Source organism: Nocardia sp. FBN12, from assembly GCF_050320175.1.
Lineage (GTDB): Bacteria > Actinomycetota > Actinomycetes > Mycobacteriales > Mycobacteriaceae > Nocardia.
The window spans coordinates 2,234,555-2,259,636 of the sequence record NZ_CP190048.1; the positions used below are offsets into that span (position 1 = coordinate 2,234,555).

Annotated in this window: 22 protein-coding genes; 15 read left to right on the top strand and 7 right to left on the bottom strand. The window is 66.5% G+C overall.

Annotation, left to right across the window (positions count from 1 at the left end; all coding sequences use genetic code 11):
- Window positions 1–27 precede the first annotated feature (27 nt).
- Both ACQHI0_RS10900 and ACQHI0_RS10905 read right to left on the bottom strand, forming a co-directional pair.
- Window positions 28–1,863, bottom strand: a complete 1,836-nt coding sequence (locus ACQHI0_RS10900) for an acyl-CoA dehydrogenase (RefSeq protein WP_427907816.1) — start codon at window positions 1,861–1,863, stop codon at window positions 28–30.
- Window positions 1,864–2,049: 186 nt separating this feature from the next.
- Window positions 2,050–3,945 (bottom strand): TetR/AcrR family transcriptional regulator, encoded by a 1,896-nt coding sequence (locus ACQHI0_RS10905; protein WP_427907817.1) that lies wholly within the window; start codon window positions 3,943–3,945, stop codon window positions 2,050–2,052.
- A 238-nt stretch (window positions 3,946–4,183) separates the two neighbouring features.
- On the opposite strand from ACQHI0_RS10905, the gene ACQHI0_RS10910 reads away from it, so the two are divergent.
- The gene (locus ACQHI0_RS10910) at window positions 4,184–5,539 is read left to right on the top strand and encodes an MFS transporter (protein ID WP_427907818.1); all 1,356 of its coding nucleotides are present in this window, start codon (window positions 4,184–4,186) and stop codon (window positions 5,537–5,539) included.
- On the opposite strand, the gene ACQHI0_RS10915 is transcribed toward ACQHI0_RS10910, so the two are convergent.
- A complete protein-coding gene (locus ACQHI0_RS10915; RefSeq protein WP_378710900.1) occupies window positions 5,493–6,284 on the bottom strand; it encodes a hypothetical protein in 792 nt (263 codons plus the stop codon). The two genes, ACQHI0_RS10910 and ACQHI0_RS10915, sit on opposite strands and share 47 nt — an antisense overlap.
- 173 nt (window positions 6,285–6,457) lie before the next feature.
- Between ACQHI0_RS10915 and ACQHI0_RS10920 the strand changes: the two genes are divergently transcribed.
- Window positions 6,458–7,336, top strand: a complete 879-nt coding sequence (locus ACQHI0_RS10920) for a hypothetical protein (RefSeq protein ID WP_378710899.1) — start codon at window positions 6,458–6,460, stop codon at window positions 7,334–7,336.
- Window positions 7,337–7,413: 77 nt separating this feature from the next.
- The gene (locus ACQHI0_RS10925; protein ID WP_427907819.1) at window positions 7,414–8,043 is read left to right on the top strand and encodes a TetR/AcrR family transcriptional regulator; all 630 of its coding nucleotides are present in this window, start codon (window positions 7,414–7,416) and stop codon (window positions 8,041–8,043) included.
- A 76-nt stretch (window positions 8,044–8,119) separates the two neighbouring features.
- Here the strand turns inward: ACQHI0_RS10925 and ACQHI0_RS10930 are convergent, their stop codons facing one another.
- Both ACQHI0_RS10930 and ACQHI0_RS10935 read right to left on the bottom strand, forming a co-directional pair.
- The gene (locus ACQHI0_RS10930; protein ID WP_427907820.1) at window positions 8,120–8,773 is read right to left on the bottom strand and encodes a CoA transferase subunit B; all 654 of its coding nucleotides are present in this window, start codon (window positions 8,771–8,773) and stop codon (window positions 8,120–8,122) included.
- Entirely contained in the window at window positions 8,770–9,516 is a 747-nt protein-coding gene (locus ACQHI0_RS10935) for a CoA transferase subunit A (RefSeq protein WP_427909133.1), read from the bottom strand. The genes ACQHI0_RS10930 and ACQHI0_RS10935 overlap by 4 nt, the downstream gene beginning before the upstream one ends.
- 254 nt (window positions 9,517–9,770) lie before the next feature.
- On the opposite strand from ACQHI0_RS10935, the gene ACQHI0_RS10940 reads away from it, so the two are divergent.
- Both ACQHI0_RS10940 and ACQHI0_RS10945 read left to right on the top strand, forming a co-directional pair.
- Window positions 9,771–10,550: an IclR family transcriptional regulator domain-containing protein gene (locus tag ACQHI0_RS10940; RefSeq protein WP_378710897.1), complete on the top strand. Its 780-nt coding sequence runs from the start codon at window positions 9,771–9,773 to the stop codon at window positions 10,548–10,550.
- 18 nt (window positions 10,551–10,568) lie between these two features.
- Window positions 10,569–11,777 (top strand): acetyl-CoA C-acetyltransferase, encoded by a 1,209-nt coding sequence (locus ACQHI0_RS10945; protein ID WP_427907821.1) that lies wholly within the window; start codon window positions 10,569–10,571, stop codon window positions 11,775–11,777.
- A gap of 22 nt (window positions 11,778–11,799) precedes the next feature.
- Here ACQHI0_RS10945 and ACQHI0_RS10950 read toward each other — a convergent pair whose 3' ends face one another.
- Window positions 11,800–12,546 carry a cupin domain-containing protein gene (locus tag ACQHI0_RS10950; RefSeq protein WP_427907822.1) on the bottom strand — a complete coding sequence of 249 codons (747 nt, stop codon included), beginning with the start codon at window positions 12,544–12,546 and terminating at the stop codon, window positions 11,800–11,802.
- A 404-nt stretch (window positions 12,547–12,950) separates the two neighbouring features.
- On the opposite strand from ACQHI0_RS10950, the gene ACQHI0_RS10955 reads away from it, so the two are divergent.
- The 10 genes from ACQHI0_RS10955 to ACQHI0_RS11000 all read left to right on the top strand — a co-directional run bounded on the left by ACQHI0_RS10955 (window position 12,951) and on the right by ACQHI0_RS11000 (window position 23,089).
- On the top strand, window positions 12,951–13,841 hold the full coding sequence (locus ACQHI0_RS10955; protein ID WP_427907823.1) for an NAD(P)-dependent oxidoreductase: 891 nt from the start codon (window positions 12,951–12,953) through the stop codon (window positions 13,839–13,841).
- The gene (locus ACQHI0_RS10960; protein WP_427907824.1) at window positions 13,838–14,239 is read left to right on the top strand and encodes a nuclear transport factor 2 family protein; all 402 of its coding nucleotides are present in this window, start codon (window positions 13,838–13,840) and stop codon (window positions 14,237–14,239) included. The genes ACQHI0_RS10955 and ACQHI0_RS10960 overlap by 4 nt, the downstream gene beginning before the upstream one ends.
- The gene (locus tag ACQHI0_RS10965) at window positions 14,239–15,315 is read left to right on the top strand and encodes a maleylacetate reductase (protein WP_427907825.1); all 1,077 of its coding nucleotides are present in this window, start codon (window positions 14,239–14,241) and stop codon (window positions 15,313–15,315) included. Before ACQHI0_RS10960 ends, ACQHI0_RS10965 begins: the two co-directional genes overlap by 1 nt.
- Window positions 15,312–16,196, top strand: a complete 885-nt coding sequence (locus tag ACQHI0_RS10970; protein ID WP_427907826.1) for an intradiol ring-cleavage dioxygenase — start codon at window positions 15,312–15,314, stop codon at window positions 16,194–16,196. Before ACQHI0_RS10965 ends, ACQHI0_RS10970 begins: the two co-directional genes overlap by 4 nt.
- Before the next feature lie 196 nt (window positions 16,197–16,392).
- Entirely contained in the window at window positions 16,393–17,625 is a 1,233-nt protein-coding gene (locus ACQHI0_RS10975) for an MFS transporter (RefSeq protein ID WP_378629248.1), read from the top strand.
- 88 nt (window positions 17,626–17,713) lie between these two features.
- Window positions 17,714–18,778, top strand: coding sequence for a zinc-dependent alcohol dehydrogenase (locus tag ACQHI0_RS10980; protein ID WP_427907827.1), 1,065 nt, complete (start codon window positions 17,714–17,716; stop codon window positions 18,776–18,778).
- A gap of 139 nt (window positions 18,779–18,917) precedes the next feature.
- Complete coding sequence (locus ACQHI0_RS10985) at window positions 18,918–20,195, top strand: site-specific integrase (protein ID WP_427907828.1); 1,278 nt, start codon at window positions 18,918–18,920, stop codon at window positions 20,193–20,195.
- Window positions 20,192–21,145, top strand: coding sequence for a recombinase (locus ACQHI0_RS10990; RefSeq protein WP_427907829.1), 954 nt, complete (start codon window positions 20,192–20,194; stop codon window positions 21,143–21,145). Before ACQHI0_RS10985 ends, ACQHI0_RS10990 begins: the two co-directional genes overlap by 4 nt.
- A 746-nt stretch (window positions 21,146–21,891) precedes the next feature.
- Window positions 21,892–22,842 carry a hypothetical protein gene (locus tag ACQHI0_RS10995; RefSeq protein ID WP_427907830.1) on the top strand — a complete coding sequence of 317 codons (951 nt, stop codon included), beginning with the start codon at window positions 21,892–21,894 and terminating at the stop codon, window positions 22,840–22,842.
- 31 nt (window positions 22,843–22,873) lie between these two features.
- Window positions 22,874–23,089: a hypothetical protein gene (locus ACQHI0_RS11000; RefSeq protein ID WP_427907831.1), complete on the top strand. Its 216-nt coding sequence runs from the start codon at window positions 22,874–22,876 to the stop codon at window positions 23,087–23,089.
- A gap of 52 nt (window positions 23,090–23,141) precedes the next feature.
- Here ACQHI0_RS11000 and ACQHI0_RS11005 read toward each other — a convergent pair whose 3' ends face one another.
- The gene (locus ACQHI0_RS11005) at window positions 23,142–24,854 is read right to left on the bottom strand and encodes a glycoside hydrolase domain-containing protein (protein ID WP_427907832.1); all 1,713 of its coding nucleotides are present in this window, start codon (window positions 24,852–24,854) and stop codon (window positions 23,142–23,144) included.
- Between the last annotated feature and the right edge of the window lie 228 nt (window positions 24,855–25,082).

The following is a 25,082-nucleotide window of genomic DNA, read 5'->3' on the forward strand; positions in this document are numbered from 1 at the left end:
GGTGCACCCGGCCGACAGCGTCGGTCTTCAGAATCCCGATTCGTCGAGACGCATCACAGCGAGGTCGGTGCTGGACACGACCGCGCGTTCGGCGGTCAGGTGTGGCAGGACCGTGGTGGCGAAGAACGAGGCGACGGCGACCTTGCCCTGGTAGAACTCGGCCTCGTCGAGACCGTCCTCGGTGCCCAGAGCCGCGAGCGCGATGTCGGCGGCGACGATCAGCCGCCATGCCACGAGCAGATCGCCGACGGCCAGCAGAAAACGCACGGCATGCAGACCGATCCGATAGAGCTCGGTCGGCTCCTCGCGCCCGGCGAACAGGTGTTTGGTCAGGTCGCCCGCGACTTCTTGAATGTCCTCGAGCGCGTGGGCGAGCAGAATCTTCTCGGACTTGAGGCGCCCGCCATCGGCATCGGACCCGGCGGTGGATCGGACCTGGTCGAGCAGGTGCGCCAGCGCCACCCCGCGATCGCGCGCGATCTTGCGGAAGAAGAAGTCCTGCGCCTGGATCGCGGTGGTGCCCTCGTAGAGCGAGTCGATCTTGGCGTCGCGGATGTACTGCTCGATCGGGTAGTCCTGGAGGAATCCGGATCCGCCGAAGGTCTGCAGGGATTCGGTCAGATACTGGTAGGCGCGTTCGGAGCCGACGCCTTTAACTACCGGCAGGAGCAGATCGTTGACGCGTTCGGCAAGGTTCTCGTCGGCTCCAGAGATCTGGCGGGCCAAGACCGGGTCCTGATGGCCTGCTGTGTAGAGATAGATCGAGCGCAAGCCCTCGGTGTAGGCCTTCTGCATCATCAGCGACCGGCGGACGTCGGCATGGTTGATGATGGCGACCTTCGCGGCGTTCTTCTCCAGGGAGCGGGCCAGATCAGAGCCCTGGACCCGAGATTTCGCATAGTCGAGGGCGTTGAGATAGCCGGTGGAAAGAGTAGCGATAGCTTTGGTGCCGACCATCATTCGGGCTTCCTCGATCACCTTGAACATCTGAGCGATGCCGTCGTGGATGTCGCCGACGAGGTAGCCCACCGCGGGTACCCCGTGTCCGCCGAAGGTCAGCTCACAGGTGGCCGAGGCCTTCAAGCCCATCTTGTGTTCGACGTTGGTGACGAAGACGCCGTTGCGCTCGCCGGGCTCGCCGGTTTCGTCGTCGAAGTGGAACTTCGGGACGATGAACAGGCTCAGGCCCTTGGTTCCGGGCCCGGCTCCTTCGGGGCGGGCCAGGACCACGTGGACGATGTTCTCGAAAAGGTCGTCGGAGTCGGCGGAGGTGATGAATCGCTTCACGCCCTGGATGTGCCACGATCCGTCTTCCTGCTCGGTTGCCGTGGTGCGGCCCGCGCCGACGTCGGAGCCGGCGTCCGGTTCGGTCAGCACCATCGTCGCGCCCCAGTTACGTTCGACGATGTGCGTCGCCCAGCGCTGCTGCTGTTGCGTCCCGATCCCGGTGAGGATATCGGCCATCGTCGGCCCTGTGAGGTACATGTAGGCCGCGGGCTGGGCGCCCAGGATCAGCTCGCTGATCGCCCACGCGAGCATGGAAGGTGCGGGCACGCCTCCGATCGCCTCGCTCTTGGCCACCCGCCACCAGCCTGCCTCGTGCCAGGCGCGCACTGCCTTCTTGAACGGTTCCGGTAGTCGAACCGAGTGGGTGGCCGGGGTGAAAACCGGCGGGTTGCGGTCGGTGTCGGCAAACGGGTCCGCGAGCGGCCCCTCCGCCAGCCTGGCCGCCTCCGACAGCATCATCTGCACGGTGTCGCTGTCCAGGTCGCCGAAGGCGCCCGCGTCGAGGACGGTATCGAGGCCGTACACCTCGAACAGATTGAATTCCAGATCTCGAACGTTGCTCTTGTAGTGGCCCACCGGCTCATCCCTCTCGACGGGACCCGCCTCGTTCGAGCGGGTGCTGAAACGCGGCGCGCGGCGCGCTGCCGGAGCCATGATGGCGCAGCAATCCGATCCATGCAACCTAAGTAACTCTGCGATAAGGTTGCTGGACAGTCTGTATCACCAACTGATCTGGGAGTTCACAGTCTCAGTGCCGTTAAGTCACTGCGAGACCGACTGCGGTATCGGCGAGTAGGGCACATCGGCCATGGCGATTCGCTCACCGATAACGCACAGCAGGTCAGCGAGGTCGGCACGCCGGGTCAGCCGGGGATTGCGCACCGAGTCGGTGACCACTGTGGTGATCGTGTGGATCAACACCCGGGCGGTCGGCATAGACAGCTCAGGGCGGATCGACTGCAGCAGCCGTGCCCAGCCGATATTGCCTTCACGGTGGATGCGGCGGTACCTGGCAGCGGCGTCATCGGGGAGGTGCCCGATCTCGCTGACCGCCGTACCGACGAGATCGGTGCGATCCATGGCGAATTCCACGTAGTACCGCAGCAGGAGCCGCAGCGATGCCTGCGGATTCGCACCCTCGGCGAGCGCGCGCTGGGCGTAGATCTCGACCCATTCGTTGTTGCGGTCGATGATCTCGTTGAGCAGTTGGGTCTTGCCGGCGAAATGGTGATAGAGCGCGGCCCCGCTGACCCCGACCGCGGCACCGATGTCCTCGATACTCACCGCGCCGAAACCACGTTCCTCGAACAGCTGTGCCGCGGCGATGATCATTCGCTCCGGTCGGGAGTCGGGCTCGGATCGCGTGTCTGGTCCGGTGTCGCCGGACTCGACGATCGGTGTCCGCGCGTCGCCGCCGGGAAGATCGACGTCGACCACGGCACCGAGGACCGCGTCGAGCGTCGAGACGAATCGATCCGTCGGCAGCTGGATGCGATGGTTGGACGGGCTGGTCACCACGGACAGAACGATCCAGCTCAGCGCCTCCAGATCACTCGGGGCCAGCCCCGGGCGACGCTGGCCGACGGTCTCTCTGATGCGCTGGGTCAGGCGAACCGCGCGAGACAGGATGCCGCTGCGGTCGACCGGCCTCAGGCTCCGGAACTCGAGTTGCCACAGCCGGGCAACACCGCGGATTTCCAGCGTGACCCGGACCAGCTCGTGCAGTGCCACACCGACATCGCCCGGATTCTCGCGAGCGGTATCGACCCGGGAGATGATCAGGTCGAGACTTTCACGCAGGCAGGAACCGAGGAGCTCCTGCTTCGTGCGGAAGTGTCGATAGACCGCGGCATGGGTGACGCCGGTGGCCGAGGCGATATCGGTCATCGAGGTGCGGTGGAAGCCACGCTCGGCGAAAGCGGTCGCGGCCGTGCGCAGAATGATCTCCCTGCGGTTGCGTGGTCTGCGGCGAACCGATGTCTGCTCGGCGCTGGGCGGGTCCACCTGCGATTGCTTCGGGCCCGGTGTGCCCAGAATTCCGAAGAGGATGCGCTGCAGGCTGTCGGCGAGCTGCTCCGGGGTGGCATCGATCCAGCCGATCGCCCAGTCGTGCATCAATCCGTTGACCGCACCCGCGAACGTGGTGGCGCTGAGCCGGAAGTCGTCCGGGGCGATCTCGCCGTCGGAGGCGAAGCTGTCGAACGTGTCGCACAGCTGGTCCAGCCAGCGCGAACGGACCTGCAGGCGTTGCAGATCCATCCGCTCGCTGACTCCCACTATTTCGACGAAAGCGACCCGGGCCCAGCGGCGATCGGCAGTGAAGTACGAGAGGTAGGCGCCCAGTATCGCCGTCGCCCGGTCGATCAACGGTCGACCGACGGTCTGTCGGGCGGCGTCGAGGACGCGCTGTTCGACGGTGTCGTTCACGTGCAGGAACAGTTCACTCAGGAGGTCTTCGAGGGTGTTGTACTCCTGGTAGAACTGCCGGGTCGACAGCCCCGCGGTTCGGCAGAGTTCGGCCAGTCGGATTTCGCGGTAGCCGGGTCCGGTGGCGAAGGCCTCGAGGGCGATGTGCCGGAGGCGGTGCCGCCGCTCGGTCCGCCGCTCGTCGGCCGTCAGGCCCGCGTAGCTTCGGACTGCCGGCGTGATTCTCCCCACCGCTTCTCCATTCGGTCGTCATGCTGTCGGTCTCCGTGCGGTGTGCGCCTTGCGGTGCTGCGCCCCTGCTCACACGCATTATGGATACATTCGTATTCACAATACTGCCTCTGGCTCGCCCTGTCCGGGCTAGCGGTGCGCGAGGTGTGAGCCCTTGTGTTTGTCCGGAATCGGAGACAGTCTTAACACAATTATTTATGGCGTTAAGGATTGATCGCACAGAGAGGGAGGGCCGGTCATGGTTGCATCCGCAGCGGACGTCGCGACGACGCGACGGGCGGGTCCACTCGCTTTCGTCACCACGGTCTTCGCCTTCACGGTCGTCATGATGGGCACCACGCTGCCCACCCCGCTGTACGCGCTCTATGCCGAGCACATGGGCTTCGACGTGCTCACCACCACGACCATCTTCGCGGCCTACGCACTGGGCGTCGTCGCCGCGCTGATCCTGTTCGGCCGCTGGTCCGACCAATTCGGCCGCCGCCCACTACTTCTCGCGGGCATCGCTTTCTCCGCTGTCGGCGCGGTGGTGTTCTTGACCGCGGGACCGGTCTGGCAGCTGATGGGCGCACGACTGCTGTCGGGTATTTCGGCAGGCATCTACGCGGGCGCTGCCACCGCTGCAGTCATCGACACGGCTCCGGTTTCGTGGCGCCACCGCGCCGCGGCGGTGGCCACTGCGTCGAATATCGGTGGGCTCGGGCTCGGGGTCCTGGCCGGCGGTCTGATCGCGGAGTACGGTTCGGCGCCGCTGCGCAGCCCCTTCATCATCGACTTGATCCTGCTGACAGCGGCCGCCGTCGGGGTGTGGTTCATCGCCGAACCGGTCGAGGTGACTTGTCGGGCCCGCCCGAGAATGCAGAAGCCGGTGGTGCCTGCCGAAGCGCGTGCCACTTTCGCCCGTGCGGCGCTGGCGGCAGGGGCGGGCTTCGCGGTCATGGGATCGTTCAGCGCCATCGCCCCGTCGTTCCTGGCCCATGTCATCGGCATCGACAACCACGCGATCACCGCGCTCGTGATCGCCACCCTGTTCCTGTGTTCGGCCTCGGCGCAGATCATCGGGCGTGGGATGTCGACGCCGGTCGCGATCGTCATCGGCTGCGCACTGCTCGCGGTGGGTGGGCTGGTTCTCATCGCCGCACTGGCCGCCCAAGCGTTCGCGCTCATGGTCATGGGTGCGGCGTTCTGCGGCATCGGTCAGGGCTTGTCGTTCAGTAAAGGCATCGCCGCCCTGCTCGCTGCCGTCTCGGAGACCCGACGCGCGGAAGTGGTCTCGGCCTACTTCGTCGTCGCCTACCTCGCGACCTCGATTCCGGTGATCGGACAAGGTCTCGCCGCGAATCACTGGGGATTGCGCACGGCGGGCACGACCTTGGATGGAGCCATTGTTGTGGTGGCGGTTCTGGCGCTGGGTTACCACCGTCATTGCCGCGCGGCGCGTGCCGGAGAAATAATCTCCCGGCCATCGAGGGGTCGGGCCCGCCGCTGCCGGGTGCCCGGCCCACCGATATCGGTGGGCCGGGCATCGGTCCGTGCGGTTCTCGGTGTCAGGCGGTCGCCGCAACCGGGGCTGCGGCGATCATCCAGTTGCTGAACTCGTCGGCCAGGTGCCATTGGTGCTGGTGGATGAGCCGGTCGGGCAGATTGCCCGGGAACTGCACTGTCAGTAGGGCTTCGAGAGTGCCGTCGCGGTCGCGGAATTGGTGGCGGACGCCGCCGATGACCAGGCCGTCGTCGAGCAGAGCTTGGCCCGCGATCTGGATGGGGTAGTCGGGATCGACGGGAACGGTCAGCGCTTCGGTTCTGGTGTAGTCGACGAGGAACCGCGACGCCGTGGGCGAGCCGCCGGTCGTTTCGACGACTTCTTGACGGCCGTCGGGCAGGCCGCGCAACAGGTAGTGGTCCGGGGTGGCGGCCACCATGTCGACCTCGGCGTCGGTGATGGTCAGGTCGTTGAACCAGTCCGCGAATCGCTGCGCGGAGTAGTGGGGGACTTCGAGTCGGGTGACCGAGTACTTGGCTCGACCTCGGCTGGTGGCGACACCGATTCGCGCCATTCGGTCCGAGATTGCCAGATCGCGCTTGAGCATGGCGTAGATCCCCGCGTGCCCCAGCTCGGTCTTCATAGCGATGAGGGCTTCGCGTTGGACGTCGAGGGGCGCGTCGAGTGCCCTGCCGATCGTGAAATCGGGCAGGAGTTCGGCTACTCCGCGTCGCCCCAGGCGTGCGGCGAACCTCTTCAGCACCGCTTCGGCGCGCCGCGCTTCCCAGGCGCGCACCTGCTGGCGAGTGACGCCCTCCTCGCCGAGGAATGTTCGGATTTCGATGGGATCGTCCACAGCGACTACCTCTCATTAAAGCTACTGAAACTTGCGTTAAGACTGCCTTCCTGTGGCTGGAAACGCAAGTTCGTATTGCGTTAATTATGCGCCGACCGTTGACAAGGTGACGACGGTAACGGAAGCTGTGTTATCGCAAGTTGATCTAGCTTTAAACTGAAGGGAATTGGTCAATGCTGACCAGAAGAAGCTTCATCGTCCGTACGGCCGGCGTGACGGCCGCCACCGCGGCGGTTGCCTACGCGGGTGCGGGAACCACTTTCGCCACCCCTGGTCCGTCGGCCGCCGGATTGCGGACATACATCGACGGTCGCCTGGTCGACCAGGGCAAGGTCGTCGAGTGGGAACGGCGTCGACTGTCGGTCGCCGCGGCGCGGCTGCGCAAGGACTATGTCGGCCTGCTGACCGGTGAGCTCGACTCACTGCTCGCCCGCTTCGCGATCGACGTCGACGACATCCCCGCCGCTCGAGCGGTGCTGGCACGGGCTCGGGTGCTGATCGGCTCCACCGGATTGCGTGAGCTGCTTGCCGGTGAGCTCGTCGCCTCCGAGGCCGCCACCCGCGCAACGCTCGCGGCCTCGGGTGGACGCTGGGCCGTGTCGACCGTCGAGATCGCCAGCGATCGCGGCACCGCGCAGGGCTTCATCGACACGTTCGACCGGGCGCGGGTGGGCAATGATCAGGCGTTCTGGACCGACGCGTGCCCGGACCACTACATCATCGCCACCATGCCCGATGGGCGACAGGAGGTCGTCGAGGTGACCGGTGGAGCCATGCTCGCCAGCCGGTTCCTCGTCGAGTACACCGACCCGGCGAAGGTGGTGGTCGCCGCGGACCCGTCCTACCCGTTCGCGGTCGCCGGCGCGGCCAAGCTCGCCGACGGTGAACTGATCGGCGGGGTCTGCCATCAGTTCCGTGACGAGCCCGGCGGTGGGTTCCGCAGTCAGCTGAAAGTCGCGTTTCCCGCGGCGGTGCCCGGCTTGTACATCAGCGAGCACCAGTGGCATCTCGCGACCGAGTTCGGCAACTGGATCGAGGCATATCTGCGCTGACCCCGGGTGGGGCAGGACGCGTCGGTCCCATCGGTCGGTATTGGGCGTACGGCGTGGCCGTCGAGTAGAACTGGACCATGGATCAGAGTGGACTCGATGCCGACGACAAACAGTCGGTGACACCCCCGGCTCCGCGTAAGCGGACCGGGGGACGCTCGGCGCGGGTGCGTGACGCTGTTCTGACCGCGACCCTGGAGCAGGTCACCGAGCACGGGATCGAGGGTTTGACCATCGGTGATGTCGCGGCCCGCGCCGGTGTCGCCGAGACGACGATCTATCGCCGCTGGGGCACCCGGACCGCGTTGATCGCCGAGGCTGTCACCGAGCTCGCCGCCGTCGGGAATCCCGCGCCGGACACCGGCAACTTGCGATCGGATCTGGCGGTGCTGGCCGGACAGGTTTCCGACCTGATCTCGCGCCCGGGGATGGCGCGGCTGGTGGGCACCACCGTGGCTCTGTCGTCCGATCCGGAAGTCGACGCCGCGCGCCGCAAATTCTGGAACGATCGCTTCGAGCGGAGCTCCCAGGTGATCACGAACGCGGTGGCGCGCGGTGAACTCCCGGCATCGGTCAATCCGCGCGCTGTGCTCGAAACCCTTTCCGCACCACTATATTTCAGGCTACTGGTCGGAGAACAGGCGATCGATGACGTGTTCATCGCACGCTGCATCGACGACACACTCGCCCTCCACGGCGAACGGGCCTGAGGAGACCACGCTTCGCAAACGGGCCAGGTCGGTGTGAGGCCCGCACCCCCCTTCGGCACGGGCTTCACACCGGATCTCATCGGGCGGAAGCGGTCGCGAGCGCGACTGTGAAATCTGCTCCGGTGGCCGCGCGAACGTCGGATTCGCTGACGCCCGGCGCCATTTCGACGAGTGTCAGCCCGTCGGGGCCGATGTCGAGCACGGCCATCTCGGTGATGATCCGGTGCACGCAACCCAACCCGGTCAGTGGCAGGGTGCACTGCTCGACGATCTTGGGTTCGCCGCTGCGGGAACGGTGTTCCATCATCACGATGACACGTTTCGCGCCGTGGACCAGGTCCATCGCGCCACCCATGCCCTTGACCATCTTGCCCGGAATCATCCAGTTCGCCAGGTCGCCGTGGGCGCTGACCTGCATCGCGCCCAGCACGGCGACATCGACGCAGCCGCCGCGGATCATCCCGAAGGACTGCGACGAGTCGAAATAGGAGGCGCCGGGCAGAACGGTGATCGTCTCCTTGCCCGCGTTGATCAGCTCGGGATCGACTTCGTCCTCGGTCGGGTAGGGCCCCACGCCGAGTACGCCGTTCTCCGAATGCAGGACGACCGTGACGTCGTCGGGCAGATAGTTGGGTACCAACGTCGGCATCCCGATGCCGAGGTTGACGTACTGGCCGTCACTGAGTTCGGCGGCCACCCGCACTGCCAACTCCTGGCGTGTCCACGTCATGGCCGCACCGTCCTGTTCTCGATTCCGACCTCGACTGTGCCCACGTGCACCACGCGCTGTACGTGGATGCCGGGGGTGTGCACTTCGTCTGGATCCAGCTCGCCCGGTTCCACCAGATGCTCGACCTGGGCGATGGTGATTCGGCCCGCTGTGGCGGCCGGGGGATTGAAGTTGCGCGCGCTGCGGCGGTAGACGAGGTTGCCGTGGCGGTCGCCCTTCCAGGCGTGCACCAGCGCGAAATCGGTGACGATCGCGTGTTCGAGCACGTAGGGCACCCCGCCGAAGACGCGCGTCTCCTTCGGGGGACTGGCCAGCGCGATCCCGCCGTCGCCGTCGTAGCGCAGCGGCAGGCCGCCGTCGGCGACCTGTGTGCCGACGCCCGCAGGGGTGAAGAACGCCGGAATGCCCGCACCGCCCGCCCGCATCCGTTCGGCCAGGGTGCCCTGCGGCGTCAGTTCCACTTCGAGTTCGCCGGCGAGGAACTGACGCGCGAACTCCGCGTTCGATCCGACGTAGGAGCTGGTCGTGCGGCGGATCCGGTGAGCCTCGAGGAGCACGCCCAATCCGACACCCGCGGTGCCGCAGTTGTTGCTCACGACCTCGAGATCGGTGGCGCCGTGGGCGAGTACGGCGTCGATGAGTACCTGCGGCACGCCGACCAAGCCGAATCCGCCGACCGCGAACGACGCGCCGTCCTGAATATCGGCGACGGCCTCGGTGGCCGTCGCAATGACTTTGTCCATCACGCCAGCGATGCTAGCCGAGATGTTCGCAATGCGCACCCTCGTTCGTATGACGAACACTTGCGTAGGCTGGAGCTGTGGACGTAGCGTGTTCGCAATACGGACTTGTGTTCACATCATGAACACGCGTTCTTCGTGCATGCCGAGCCTCGTGCCTGGCCGTCGCGACGTAGCCTCGGGCCCGGCTCGGTGCACCGACGTTCGCCGCGGGGTGGACGCCATCGGGCCCAGTGGGAGAAGGAGTTACCGCAGCCATGACAGAACCGTCGTCGGATTACGTGCAGTCCCTCGCGCGCGGCCTCGCCGTCATTCGGGCCTTCGATGGCCGACATCCGCGGCGCACCCTCAGCGAGGTCGCCCAGGCCACCGACCTGACCCGGGCCACCGCCCGGCGTTTCCTGCTCACCCTGGTCGAGCTCGGCTATGTGCGCTCGGATGGAAACCAGTTCTGGCTCACGCCGCGCGTGCTCGAGCTCGGGTACAGCTTCTTGTCCAGCCTGAGCCTGCCCGATCTGGCGGGCCCGCACCTCGAGGCGCTGGCCGAGAAGGTTCGTGAGTCGACCTCGGTGTCGATCCTGGACGGCACCGACATCGTCTACGTGGCCCGTGTCCCCGTCAGCCGGATCATGACCGTGTCGATCAACATCGGGACCCGTTTCCCCGCCTACGCCACCTCGATGGGCCGGGTTCTGCTCGCCGACCTCGACGCCGACGCGCTGGAGAATTATCTGGCCGCGATCGAGCTGACGCCCCTCACCGACACGACGGTCACTACGAAACGACAACTGCGCTCGGAGCTGGCCCAGGTCCGCGCGGACGGCTACTGCGTCGTCGACCAGGAACTCGAGCACGGTCTGCGGTCGATGGCGGCGCCGGTGCGCGACCAGCACGGCGTGGTCGTCGCCGCGGTGAACATCTCCACCCAGGCCGCCCGTTACACGCTGCGCGAGGTCCGCGACTCCCTGGTTCCCGCCCTGCTCGAGACCGGTGCCGCGATCGAGCACGACCTCACCCGGATCCGATCCACCACCTGACACCTACGAGGAAGAGCTATGCCCGAAGCTGTTATCTGCGAACCACTGCGAACCCCGGTCGGACGATTCGGCGGGGTGTTCAAAGACATCGCACCGCAAGACCTCGCCGCGGCCGTGATCACCGAACTGATCACCCGCACCGGACTCGACTCCACGACCGTCGACGACGTCATCCTCGGCCAGTCCTCGCCCAACGGCGAGGCGCCCGCGATCGGCCGCATCGCCGCGCTGGACGCCGGCCTCGGCATCGGCGTGCCCGGCATCCAGGTGGACCGGCGCTGCGGGTCCGGTCTGCAGGCAGTGTTGCAAGCCTGCATGCAGGTGCAATCCGGCGGCAGTGATCTCGTCCTGGCGGGCGGCGTGGAGTCCATGAGCCGCACCGAGTTCTACGCCACCGACATCCGCTGGGGCATCCGTGGTGACGGGCCGGTGTTGCACGACCGCCTCGCGCGTGCGCGAATCACCGCCGGTGGCAAGAACTTTCCGGTCGACGGCGGCATGATCGAAACTGCGGAGAACCTGCGAGCGCAGTTCGCGATCAGCCGCGCGGACCAGGACGCGCTCGCAGTGCAGTCGCACCAGCGTGCAATCGCCGCGCAACGTGATGGCCGCTTCGAAGCGGAGCTGGTGAGTGTCGCTGTGCCGCAACGCAAGCGGGAGCCACTGCTGGTGCGCACCGATGAGCATCCACGAGCCGATACCGACCTGGACACGCTGGGCAAGCTGCGCCCGATCCGTCTCGGTATCGATCCCGAATCCACGGTGACCGCCGGAAATTCCAGCGGTCAGAACGACGGCGCGGCTATCTGTATCGTGACGACACCGCAGCGTGCACAAGCACTCGGGCTGCGCCCCATGGCTCGACTGGCGTCGTGGGCGGTCGCGGGCGTACCGCCGTCCACCATGGGCATCGGACCGGTACCGGCGACCGAGAAAGCGCTCGCGCGACTGGATCTCACACTCGACGACCTGGACGTGATCGAACTCAACGAGGCCTTCGCCGCCCAGACGCTGGCCGTGCTGCGGACCTGGAAGATCGAACCCGACGACCCGCGCGTCAACCCCAACGGCTCGGGAATCTCCCTCGGTCACCCGGTCGGCGCCACCGGCGCCAGAATCCTGGCCACCCTGCTGCACGAACTGACCCGCCGCGAAGGCCGCTACGGCCTCGAAACGATGTGTATCGGCGGCGGCCAGGGGCTGGCGGCCGTTTTCGAACGCCTCTGATCCACCCGGGACCCGGTCGCGACTACCTGTCGCGGCCGGGTTTGACCGCGGGTGGTCGTACGGCGGTGGCGCCGAGTAGATCCAGTGCGTCGACCGCGTTCGTCACGCGCAGGGGTGATGCGGTGTCGGACTCGCCGAGCTGTGCGGCGACCCATGCCCGGGTGGGGCCGGATTCGTGGCGGCCCGCGACGAACCACACGCCGCGCGCGGGTTCGCTCGACTGGTTGACGTACATATGTGGCCGGGTGGAGTCGAAGCACAGCGAGTCGCCCGCGCCGATGATGTACCTGTCGAAGTCGAGCAGCAGCGTCAACTCCCCGGAGAAAAGATAGGCGTACTCGGTCCCGGAGTGGCGCATCGGCATTCGGTCCACCGAGCTCGCGGCGCCCGGCTCGTAGGTGACCAGCAGGGCGTCGACGCCTGCGTGCGGGTCGACCGCGAGCTTTTCCCACCGGACCCCGTTGGCCATTTCCAGCACCGGGTTGTCCGCGGCGCGTTGAACCACTCCGGAGGACCGGCTCGTGCCCGAGTGCCCGGCCGGTTCGGCGGTGGACTCGGCGCGGCCGTACCGCAGGCCCAGAAGATCATCGAGGGAGACCTCGAGATGGTTGACCAGGGCGTAGAGGGTGCTCACCGACGGCTGGGACTTGTTGTTCTCGATCTGTGAGAGCTGGCTGGCGGAGATGCCCGCCGCGGCCGCCAACCCGCGCAGACTCGAACCCCGATCCAGACGCGCCTGCTTCAACGCCGGCCCGATCCTGTCCTGCATCAGCGCACCTCTGTCTACTCGCCGAAACAAAATCAACTATCAGTGAACACTACGGGTTCATTATGAGTGAACACTACCTGCGGCGCATCGTTAACCGTGGTAGCCCGTCCCGACGTGCCGTTTTCGAGCGGGCTTCTGCGCCTGAGGTGCCTCTTCTCGGCGATTCGAATACCGCTGGTGAGCCTCGCTAGATGTGGTGACCGTTGTTCCGTGGTTGACATCACTCTCTATATGTTTAATGATACTGAACACATTCGCGGTGGCTTCAGCCCCGTTCCCCGTCATCGACGACGAAGGAGACTCGTGTCTTTCCCGATTGCGCGACTTCGGTCGACCTGCTTTTCTCCGCCTCTCACCACCGCTCACCGATTCGCGGCGACAGCCTGCGTAGCGGGGGAGGGGCCGTGCTGATCGGATTCGCGGGCCTGGGCCGAATGGGCAGGCCGATGGCCGCCCACCTGGCCGCGGCAGGACATACCGTTCTCGCCTATGACCCCCATGTCGAGCAAGCGCCCGAAGGGGTCGGCCCCGTCGACTTCCCCGATGCGCTGGCCGCCGCCGCGTTGACGATCAGCATGCTGCCCGATGGTGAATCCACCCGCGACCTGGTGATCGAGGGTCTGCGCACCGTCGCGCCCGGCCACTTGCACATCGTGATGGGTACCGTCGGCCCGGAGGTCGTCCGCGAACTCGCCGACCTACCGCACCTCGCGGTGATTGATGCCCCGGTGTCGGGCAGTGTGTCGATGGCCGAAACCGCAGCTATCACCACGATGGTCGGCGCCACGCCCGAACAGTTCGAGCGGGCGCAGCCGGTCCTGGCCGCGATGACCACCGCCCAGTTCCACGCAGGACCCGTCGGCTCGGGGTCCACGGCCAAACTCGCGGTGAACGCCGTCCTGGCCGGGCTGAGTCAGGCTGTCGCGGAAGGACTTCTGCTCGCCGAAGCCGGTGCCCTCGACCCGGATACGTTCTACGACATCCTGCGCAACAGCGCGGCGGGCGCACCCTATGTCGGCTACAAGCAGCAGGCCTACCTCGCGCCGGAGTCGACCCCGGTCGCGGCGCCGGTATCGCTGATCCGCAAGGACCTCGGCCTTGCTCTCGCGCTGGCCCACCGCCACCGGCTGATCCTGCCCGGATCCGAAGCCGCGTTCGCCGTCCTCGACGACGCCGTGGCCACCGGGCTGGGTCAGGCCGACATGGCCGAAGTCCTCACCGTCTTGCGCCGCCGTAACGGCGTGATGTTGCGCGAAACCCTTTCCACCGCACCACAGACAGGAGCCCTCTCATGACCAGCGACACCCTCGCTACGGCCGAGATCGAAACGACCATCCGCTCGCTCGAGGACGCACGCTACGCCGCGGTGGTCGCAGGCGATGTCGACGGCTTCGCCGCGTTCGCGCACCCCGAGTTGCTCTACACGCACTCCAACGCCGTGGTCGATACCCTCGACAGCTACCTGGAGAAACTGCGCACCGGCTTCTACATCTACCACCAGATCGAGCACCCCGTGCACCGGATCGTCGTCGTCGGCGACACCGTGCTGGTCTCCGGTGAAATGCGCGCCGACATCACCGCTGGTGGGGTGCGCAAACAACTCGCCAACAGCGCGCTCGCGGTCTGGGTGCGCGACGGCGATCGGTGGCTGCTGCTGGGCTACGGACCTACGGTCATCCCGGGAGCGATCTGATGACACAGTTCACCTACGACGGCCTGCCGGGCCGGGTCGTCTTCGGCGCCGGCGCCGCGCGCACCAAGTTGCTCACCGAGCTCGACCTGCTAGGCGCGCGCCGCGTGTTGCTCATCGCCACCGATGCCGAGAACAGCACCGCGACACAGCTGTGCGCACCGTTCGCCGATCGGGTGGTCGCAACCTTCTCCGAGGTCCGTCCCCATGTGCCCGCCGAGGTCGCCGAGCTCGCCCGCAAGGTCGCACTCGATGCCGACGCCGATGTAGTGCTGTCGGTGGGCGGCGGCTCGACGACGGGAACGGCCAAGATCGTCGCCCTGACCACCGGTCTGCCGGTCCTCGCTGTGCCGACGACTTATGCCGGCTCCGAAGTCACCCCGGTGTGGGGTCTGACCGAGCGCGGGCGCAAGACCACCGGGACCGATCGACGGGTACTGCCCAAGACCGTCGTCTACGACCCGGAGCTGACCCTTACTCTGCCGGTGGAACTCTCGGTCGCCAGCGGACTCAATGCAGTAGCGCACTGTGTCGAAGCCTTCTGGGCACCACGGCGAAGCCCGGTGTCCAGCGCGGTCGCCGAAGACGGCATCCGTCACTTGGTCAACGGGCTGACCACCATCGCGGCCACCCCGACCGGCCTGGCCAGCCGCGGTGAACTGCTGCTCGGCGCCTACCTGGCCGGATCGGCGTTCGCCATCGCCGGATCCGGTCTGCACCACAAGATCTGCCACGTCCTCGGCGGAGCGTTCGACCTTCCCCACGCCCATACACACGCCATCGTGCTGCCCTACGTACTGGCCTACAACGCACCCAACGCGAGCGAGGCCACCGACCGGATCGGCCGCGCACTCGGGCGAGTCGACATCGTCGACGGCCTGCGTGAACTCGGTGGTGCGGTCGGCGTCCCCGCGGGGCTGCGTGAGCTCGGCATGGACGAGTCCGGTATCGACGACGTGATCGACGACATCCTGGCGATCGCCCCGGCCGACAACCCGACCCGAGTCACCGCGGAAGGGCTTCGCGCGATCTTGCACGGTGCATGGGCAGGATCGCACCCCGTAGGGCCGACGGCATGACCGGCGACCCGGCTACCGCCGTCGACAAGGAACAGGCCGTCACCGAGGAGGTGCTGGCCAGCTTCGACGCCACGCCCGATCCTCGGCTTCGCGAGGTGATGCACAGTCTCGTGCGGCACCTGCACTCTTTCGCCCGCGACGTCCGGCTCACCGAACACGAGTGGGAGTCGGCGATCGAATTCCTCACTCGCGCAGGGCATATCACCGACAATCGGCGTCAGGAATTCATTCTGCTCTCCGATGTGCTCGGCCTGTCCATGCTCACGGTGGCCATCAACGAACCCGCCGAGCCCGGCGCTACCGAGTCGACGGTGTTCGGTCCGTTCTTCGTCGATTCCGCACCGGAGATTCCGCTCGGAGGCGATATCGCCCGGGGCGCGAAAGGTCTGCCCTGCTACGTCTCGGGCCAGGTTCGCACTAGCGGTGGCGAGCCGATCGCGGGGGCACGGATCGAGGTGTGGGAAGCCGACTCCGACGGTTTCTACGACGTCCAGTACACCGACGACCGCTCGGCCGGTCGCGGCTGGCTGCGCTCGGGCGCGAACGGCGAGTACCGATTCTGGTCGGTGCTGCCCGCGCCGTATCCGATTCCCCACGACGGCCCGGTCGGCGACCTGCTGACCGCGACCGCCCGCGGCCCGATGCGCCCCGCGCATCTGCACTACATGGTCACCGCGCCGGATTTCCGGCCCCTGATCACCCATATCTTCGTCGCGGGCGACCCCTACCTCGACTGCGACGCGGTGTTCGGAGTGAAGGAGAACCTCGTCGTCGAGGCCGTCCACCACACCGACACCACCGCTCCCGACGGGACGCACCCGCAGGACGGCTGGACGAGCATCACGTTCGACCTGGTGCTGGCCACCCACGACGGCCGCTAGCGCCCCCGTCACACACACGACCGGACCCGTCGAGGTCCGGATCGAACGGCACCGCCATGCCTTTCGCCGGAACTACGCACCGGCAGGCGATTGCTCGGTGCCGGTTCCACCTGTGCAGCGAACACCCGTTCCCTGCAATTCGAAGATCACTGCTGCCCGGGCACGACCCCCAGCAGCTCACACTGGAGGTACAACGATGCGACGTACACGTTGGATCGTGCTCGGCGGGTGTTTCCTCGCCTACCTGTTCGACGCCCTGGAAATCGTCCTACTCTCCATGGCGCTACCGTCCATCCGTAAGGACTTGGGCATCACGATCACCCAGGGCGGCCTGCTGGCTACCGCCACCCTGGTCGGCATCGGTGTCAGCAGCGTCCTCGGTGGCTATGTGGCCGACAACTTCGGGCGTAAAAAGGCACTGCTCGCCGCGCTGAGCATCTTCGGCATCTTCACTGCCGCCATCTACGTGGTCCCGAGCTACGAGGTCTTCCTGCTGCTGCGGTTCCTCGCCGGTATCGGGCTCGGCGCAGTCTGGAGCGTGGTCTCGGCCTACGTGGTCGAGACGTGGCCCGAAAAGCATCGTGGTCGCGCAGCCGCGTTCGTGATCAGCGCTTTCCCCGCCGGCGGTGCGATGGCAGCCACGATCTCGGGCTGGTTCCTGCCGGATTGGCGACTGATGTTCCTGGTGTCGGGCTGCGCGGTAGTGCTGCCGATCGCCATCGTCGCGATCTTCTTCTCCGAATCCGCCACCTGGGCAGCTCAGAAGGCCGACAACGCCGACGATGTCGTCTCCGTGCGTGATGTGCTGGGCTCCTCGCTGCGCCGGCGCACCCTACTGGGCACCCTCATGGCGGCGCTCGCGCTGTTCGGCTACTGGGGTGCGATGACCTGGCTGCCGACCTACCTCACCACCGAGCGTGGGCTGCCGTCGACCTCGGTCGCGCTGTTCATCACGATGCTGAATCTGGGAATGTTCTTCGGCTACAACGGTTTCGGCTACCTCGCCGATCACATCGGCCGTCACCGGACGATCATCATCACCTTGCTCGGCGTCACGCTGACACTGCCGATCTACGCACTCACCACCCAGGAGACCGCCCTGCTGTGGATGGGACCGCTGTTCGGCGCGTTCACCGCCTTCTTCGGCCTGTTCGGCTCCTATCTCGGGGAACTGTTCCCGACCAGGGCCCGCGCGACCGGCGCCGGGTTCTGCTTCAACGTCGGTCGCGGTGTCTCGGCGCTGGCGCCGTTCGCTCTGGCCGGACTGGCGGCGAGCATCGGATTCCAGGGCGGCCTCATCGTGTGCGCGGGATTCTTCGGCCTCGCCGCAGTGGTGGCATTGCTCCTGCCCCGCGGCAGCACTGTCACTGATGACGTTGTCGCCCAACCGGTTACCGACCCACGTGACGGAGAACCCGTCAAGGTGTGACAACCGATGGTCTGGGTCGCTCATGGCGACCCAGACCATCTGCCGGCCTTCGAACCCTATCCACCATCTCGACGAGGAAGACACTGCTGTGCCATCGACGATGCAAGCTGCCGTCTACTACGGCCCCCGCGATATCCGACTCGAAGAAGTCGACATCCCCGCTCCGGGCACCGGGGAAACACTCCTGCGGGTGCTGCGCTCGGGAATCTGCGGGACCGACGCCTCCGAGTGGACCGCCGGACCGAAAACCTTTCCCGTGCAACGCCGCCACCCTCACAGCGGGCACCTCGGCCCGATCATCCCCGGCCACGAATTCGTCGGCGAGATCGTCGAAGCCGACCCGGGTTCCGGCCTCACCGAGGGCAGCCTGGTCGCCAGTGGTGCCGGTGTCTGGTGCGGTAAGTGCCGACGATGTGGCGAAGGCCGAACCAACCAGTGCACGCAGTACCGGACCCTCGGGCTGAACCTCCACGGCGGGATGGCCGAATTCGTCGCGGTCCCGACGAAGACACTATGTCCGTTGCCCACCGGGTTGCCCCTGGACCACGCCGGACTCGCCCAACCGCTGTCTGTCGGCATCCACGCGGCTCGCCGGTCCGGTGCGCGCGAGGGCGACAACGTCGTCATCATCGGTGCCGGTGCGATCGGCTCGTTCGTCCTCGCCGGTCTGCGATACCTCGGCGAGTTCGACATCACAGTCATCGACTTTCCCGGCAGCCGCCTTGACCGCGCGCAACGTCTGGGCACCGATCGCACCCTCACTCCGTCGGAGTCCATCGCCGCCGATCTCGCCGATGCACTAAACGGCCGCAAACCCGACGTCGTGATCGAGGCAAGCGGGGCCCCCGGACAGCTGGCGACGGCACTCGAGATGGTCGTCGACGGCGGCCGTATCCAAGCCGTCGGCATTCCCAAGGACAAGCCCGCCCTCGACATGCATTCGATGATCTTCCGTGAGATCACCCTCGACACGACGCTGGCCCACGTCTGCGACACCGACCTCCCCGCCGCGCTGCATATCCTCGCGGCAGACTCACTGCTCGGCACCGAATTCGCCGAGACTCCGGTAGGACTGGCACATCTGGGCGCGTCACTCGATCGGCTCGCCGCAGGGCAGGTGGAAGGCAAGATCCTTATCGATCCTGGCGCATGACTGGTTCGGGATTGTCAGCGCCCGTATCCGTCTGGCCTGGTTCCGGATAACTGTTCTTCTCCGGAGTCTCACCAAAGAAAGATGTGTCAGCCCACTCTCGCGCTCCGGAACAGTCGGCGGGCGGGCGGAGGCTGGGTCGATGCCGGTGTCAGTCGGCAGCGGCAACCGAGAGATCGAGAACCGAGCAGCAGTGAGAGGTAATGCCAATAAGAGGCTGACGACGGCGAACCTGTCGGTGGGGCTGGGCATACTGCCTGGCATGGGCTCGATGAACGAGATCGAACAACCGCACGACGTGCTAGTCGCGGTCGAACCGGTGCTGTCCGAGCAGGAATTGGACCGAGTCCGCCGCAACGTCATTGCCGCAAAAGCACCCAACACACGTCGCGCCTACAGCCAGGACTGGCGACGCTTCGAATCATGGTGCGGCTCTGCAGGCCGGCAGGCGGTCCCAGCCCACCCGTTGACTGTCTCGGCCTATCTCACCGAAGCCGCCGATGCCCTCGATTCCCAAGGCCACCACACCTATTCGGCCGATACACTGGGACGATGGGCTGCTGCCATCGCCTATCGGCACCGCGCCGCCGGCCTCCCTTCTCCCTGCAGCGCATCCGTGGTCTCGGAAGCTCTCGCCGGGATCCGCCGTGACACCACGCGCCGAAGACGTCGCGCACGCCGTGCGGCTCCCTTGCTGACCGGCGACATTCGTGATCTGGTCGCCGTGCCTCGCGTTGATACCACCACCGTTGCCCGCCGCCTCGCCGCACTTCGTGACCCGGCCCTGATCCTGTTGGCGTTCCCCGGTGCTTTGCGGGCCTCTGAACTGTGCCAGCGTCGGGCCGTTGATATCCGGCAACACCGGCTTGACGGTCTCCACATCGTGATCGAGCAGAGCAAGGGCGACCAAGAAAGCGCGGTCACCGTCCCAGTACCGCGTGCGAGCGACCCGGCGGTGTGCCCGCCATGTGCGTGGGTACGGTGGCGTGCCGTTCTGACAGCCCAGAGCAGCGGCGGTCGCGGCGCCGTCAAACTACACCTGGACCGAGACAATCCCGCTGATCCATTCGACCACCACATCTGTCGCGGCGAACTCACCGAGTTGCCGCAGCAAATGCCCGCGTTTTGCAGCATCGACCGGCACGGCAATCTCTCGACAGGACGAGCGCTGGGTGCTGAGTCTCTCGGCGACATCCTGCGCCGACACCTACGCGCCCTCGGCTACACCACCGCCGAGATCAAGACCTTCAGCGGACACAGCCTGCGCGCGGGATTCGTGACGGATTCGATCCGAGCCGGTGCGACCGAACGACAGATCATGCGCCAAACCCGCCATAAATCCGAAGCGATGGTCCGCCGCTACCAACGCGAGGATGCGCCTCTGGCCGACAACGCCGTCACCCTGCTGCCGCTGCTATGACCTGGCAGATCGCGGCACGGTATCGCTACGATTGGGCCCGGTTCACCGACTGGGCACGCTCTCGCGGTGAGACGTTCCTACCGGCTGGCCCGCTGGTGATCCTGGACTACCTGATCAGCCACCCCGCCGCGGACAGCACCCAGCGTGGACGCCTCGCCGCGATCAACCACGCACACACCACCTTCGGGTACCCTCCGCCAGGACGTGCCGCTGCACTGCGTGATGCGCTCACCGCAGCCCGCTACGACCGAACCGCTACGCTGAGGGCTCGGGTGCAGGAAGTGCTGCCGCTGCCGGAATGGGGCTGGCCCGAGGGGCTGTTCGGGCGCCGCGACGCGGCCATGCTCGTTCTCGCCGCCGCGGGTCTGCCGTACAAGACCATCGCCGAACTCCGTCTCAGCGATCTCGAATCTCACCCTGATCAGGTGATCATCGGCTCCGTACCGCTGGCGGTCCTGCACGCGACCGACAACGAGGACTCGTGTCCGGTGGCGGTGCTGCACCGATGGACCGCCGCTGTTCCGCTGCTGGTTCAGGCGCCCGCCACCATGGCAGCGGCTCGGGATTGGCTCACCACCGGAGCTCGCCAGCCCAGCACGCTCGACTCCACGCAGCTCGCGGTGCCGTTGCTGGTGTCCATCGACCGGGACGGCCGACCGCCGCTGCCGATGACGCACATGGCCGCTACCTCGGTCCGCAGTATCGTCCGAAACCACCTCTCGGGGCAAGTTCGGTCGCACCGGTCCCGAATACCAGACCGCGGCGATGCGCGTCCCGGCCGTTCCGAGCTTTCGTTGGTCCCTGACTCGCCGCTTCCAGACGTCCACGACCGCGGTGTGCAGGCACGCAAGAACGCAGTCACTCTGTTTGACGACCTCGACCTCGACAACGTGTATGACGAGGTGTCGCGCCGGTATGACGAGATCCTGAACCGACTCCACTGGACCTGAGACGAAGCGGCGATCCGTTGTTCCCGATGGAAGTCGACTACACCCGTCCAAATCGACTGACATTCCAGTGACGCAATCACTGACATCGAGTGACGTAGCGCCAGGTCATCCGCACTGACATGACATGACGCACGTCATGGGATGACAGCAAAAGCCCTCAGCTGCCTCCTCCTTGTGGCGCTGGACATGGACTAGGCGGGGGAGCGGTGCCTGTGGCATCCATACCAGGCCTTGCTGAAGACGGCGTTGCGCCGGACGCCGGAAGCGTCACTTCCGCAATACAAGTGGACGCCAACTACCTCCAGCTGGCTTTCAACTACTGACATCCAGTGACGCCTTCTACTGACACGACCGACGTATCGCCTGGTCGCGGCACTGACCTTTTGATGACGGGTCTCACAAACGTAAACGTAAATTATTCAAGGTCATTTGAAACCGGCCCGTGTCCTGACCGCCGATAATGTTCACTTATCGGTGGTCAGGACACGGATGGTCGGATTCAACTTCCCCAGGGGCGACACGCGTTTCGTTTCGTCTAATACGTGTGTGAATGACGAAACCAACGCTACGATTCTCTCGTGTCGAATGTCTGCAACTATCCAGGCTGTGCCCGGTCCATTACTCGCGCCGGTGGACCGGGTCGTCCCTCCGAGTACTGCGATCACCCGGACCACACCCGGTGGCGGGCATGGCGGGAAAGGCAACGGCAACAACAGGAGTCCGACAGTGCCGCGGCAACTGTCACTGTGACGACTCAGGGGCCGGTGACGGTGGCGCGGTTGCGGGCCGATGAACTGCTCGGGCAGTTCCGTGGGCTGGCCGAGCAGTTGGGGACCACGTTGAACGCGGCGGTGGCCGAACTGCAGACGATCGGGGACCCGTCGGTGGCCGAGGCGCAGGTCCAGGCCGCGCAAGCGGACGCGGCTCGACGAATCGCCGAGGCGGAAATGGCGACAGTGGCAGCAGAACAGGCACGGCGCGAAGCCGAAGAAGCACGGGCGCTGGCGGAATCGGTGGCCGAAGAGGCGGTCACCGCCGCGGAACAGGCCGAGCAGGCCGTGGGTGAGGCACTAGCGGCCAGGGACGAAGTGGTGGCTTCGGTGGACGTGCTGACCCGCCAGGCCGCCGAGGACGTGTTCGCGGCACGCAGCGAGGCCGAGGCGCAAGTCCGTGCGGCGCAACGACAAGCGGCCGACGACATCGACACAGCGAAACAAGAAGCCGCCGACACCGTCGCCCGCGCCGAACAGCGCGCCGACACCGAGATCGCCCATCAGCGCCGTGATGCCGAGGCCAGGATCGCCGCCGCGAACGCCGAACGCGACCTGGCGATCCAGCGGGCCGCCGACGCCGACCGTGCCACCGAACGCGCCGAGCAAGCCACCGCCGAACGCGTAGAAGCCGCCGCCGAAGCGCGCGAGGAATGGCGACGCGCCCGCACCGAACTCGACACCGCACGCGGCGAGCTCGACCGCACCCGAACCGAGTTGGCCGACCTACGCCGAACCGTCAGCACCGAAACACAGCAACGCCGGGACGAATCGGCGGCCGCCCTGGAGCAGGTTCGCGCCGAAGCCGCCGAACGATGGGCCGCACTCGACGACGCCCGCAAACAAACCCTGGCCCGCGCCGAACGCGCCGAAGCGCAACTCGACGAACTCCTCGCCGCCGCCCGCACGCCGGTGCCGCGGCCATAAGGGTCTCGCCGAGGAGCCTCATGATGCGGCGGTGAGTAGCGACCTGGACTACCGTATCCACATGACCGAGCAGCCCGGCCCTCTCGAATCGACGCGTGAGTTCGCCGCCATCGACATCAACGACATGTTGAACGCCGACGACACCTACACCGCCCCGTCATCGCGGACGCGATTGATCGCGATCCTGGTGGTGGCGGCGCTCGTGCTGAGCGCCGGCGCCACCACCCTCGCGATCCTGCTGTCCTGATTCGGGTTTGGTGGGTTCACGTCAGCGCCGGATCTCGCGGCGTCGACGATCTCTACGCGGGGCGGGCCAACGGCGTGTCGGGATCACCGGAATTGCGCAGTGCCACGATCTGTTCGGGCACCCAGTAGATCCGCCCGAACTCGAACGCCTGGTAAACACCGTCGTCGTGGGCGATCTCGTCGGATGCAGGCCAGCCGAGTTCGCCGTTCTGGTGACCGGCCGCCGCCCACCGCGCGCCGATCGCACCGTGCACCCAGTGCGCGGGTTGCGCGGCGCGGCGGTAGACCGTGCCGCCTTGAAAGGCTTGTGCCAGCCCGGGCCCGGTGCCGCGGGGGTCGGGGAGCTCGGCGTGCTCGGCCGTCGGGTATCCCAATGGGCCTGCCTCCCAACCCAACTCGGCGTATTTGGCCATGATCGCGGTCGGGATGGAATGGGCGTCGGTGGCCGGATGCCAGTACACGTAACCGTGCTCGAATTCGGCGAAACGCCCTGACCTGTCCGGGGTGGTGAGTTCGCCGTCGGTGCGGCGCGCGCCCAACCAGGGGGACGCGGCCGCACGGGCATCGATCGCGGTCTGTCCGGTACCCCCGGCGAACGAGGCGACATGGGCGGCGAACACATCCCACGGGAAGTTCGGGCCGACATCGGTATGCGAGCCGATGCCGAGAGCCCGCGTGACGTATTGATGATCGGAGATGCCCTCGCCCACGTGGTAATCCGGCTCGATCACCTCGGTCGAGTACCCGTGCCGGTGCGCGCTGCGTACCGCGAGGAACGCCGCGATCCGCAGATCGCCGTCGATGGCCAGCCATTGTGCACGCGACCACGCGATCCGGCTGCCCGCGAAGCACAGGTTCACGGTGAACGGGTTCGCCGACAGCACCGACCACGACGCGAGCTCTTCCGGCACCACCCGCACCACCACCGCATCGCGCAGCGTGTAGTGGTAGGACACTCCGTTGTCCGGGTTGTTCAGGTAGGCGGCAAGGGATTCGGCGGTGCCGTTGCCTTCCTGGGTGTGCAGCAGGAAGTTGGTGACCCGGGCGCCGTCGCGCGCAGAGTGCGAGCCGCCGAGCCGGTCGATCTCGGTGAACTGCGGTACCGACACCTCGCGGTCGAGCGCCCACTGCCCGAAATCGGGGGCGAGGATGTCGTTGACGTCGACGCGGGTGCCGTCGATCAGCGGTCCGGGGTTGCTCGGGGTGTCGATCACCCGCTGGTAGAGCACGGCGCGCGGTTCCCGTTCGGTCCCTGACCAGGCCCGCGTCTGCCAGGCCCAGCTGAATTCCCCGCGCGCACCGATCACCCCGTCCTCGATCGCCCACGCGCACACCCGCGCATGCCCGTAGATCCCGGTCCATGCCGTACCCAGCACCGAGTTGACCCCGCGGAAGAACTCGACCGCCGTGCTGTTCCACTGCGACAGCGAGATGTCCTCGTCGACGGCGAAGAAGATCGGTGCCTGTCGCGGCCCGCCCACGCTCAGATGGGTGGCCATGGCCTGCTCCGCCATCCGCCGACCGCCGTCGAAACCGGTGGTCCAGTCCGACGGTGTCGCGTCGCCGGGTTTGCCGTACTGCCAGATGGAGACGATGTCGAGCCCGGCGGCGATGAGCGCGCGGGCGTAGTCGGCGGTGATCGGTTTGGCACCGAAGTTCGCGCCCGGCCTGCTCGGTGAGATGTAGGCGAGAACCGCGGAATGGCCCGCCGCGGCGATTGCCCGCGGATCGATGAGCCTGGCCGCGAAATCGACAGCTGTGGACATGATTGACCCCCTGTATGACTGCGTATCCGATGGAATTCCGAGATGGTGGAACTATCGCGATGACTTACGCTGGTGCCCGAGGATCGGTACCGGAGTGAGAAACTCACCCTGTCTCATTCTAAATGAAACACTTACTCCCGCATCGTCGTTCGCCGACGAACAGGGTAGTACCCACAATGAGGAGTAGTTTCACTCACGTCCGGTGACGGTGTGGCCCGATACTCTTTC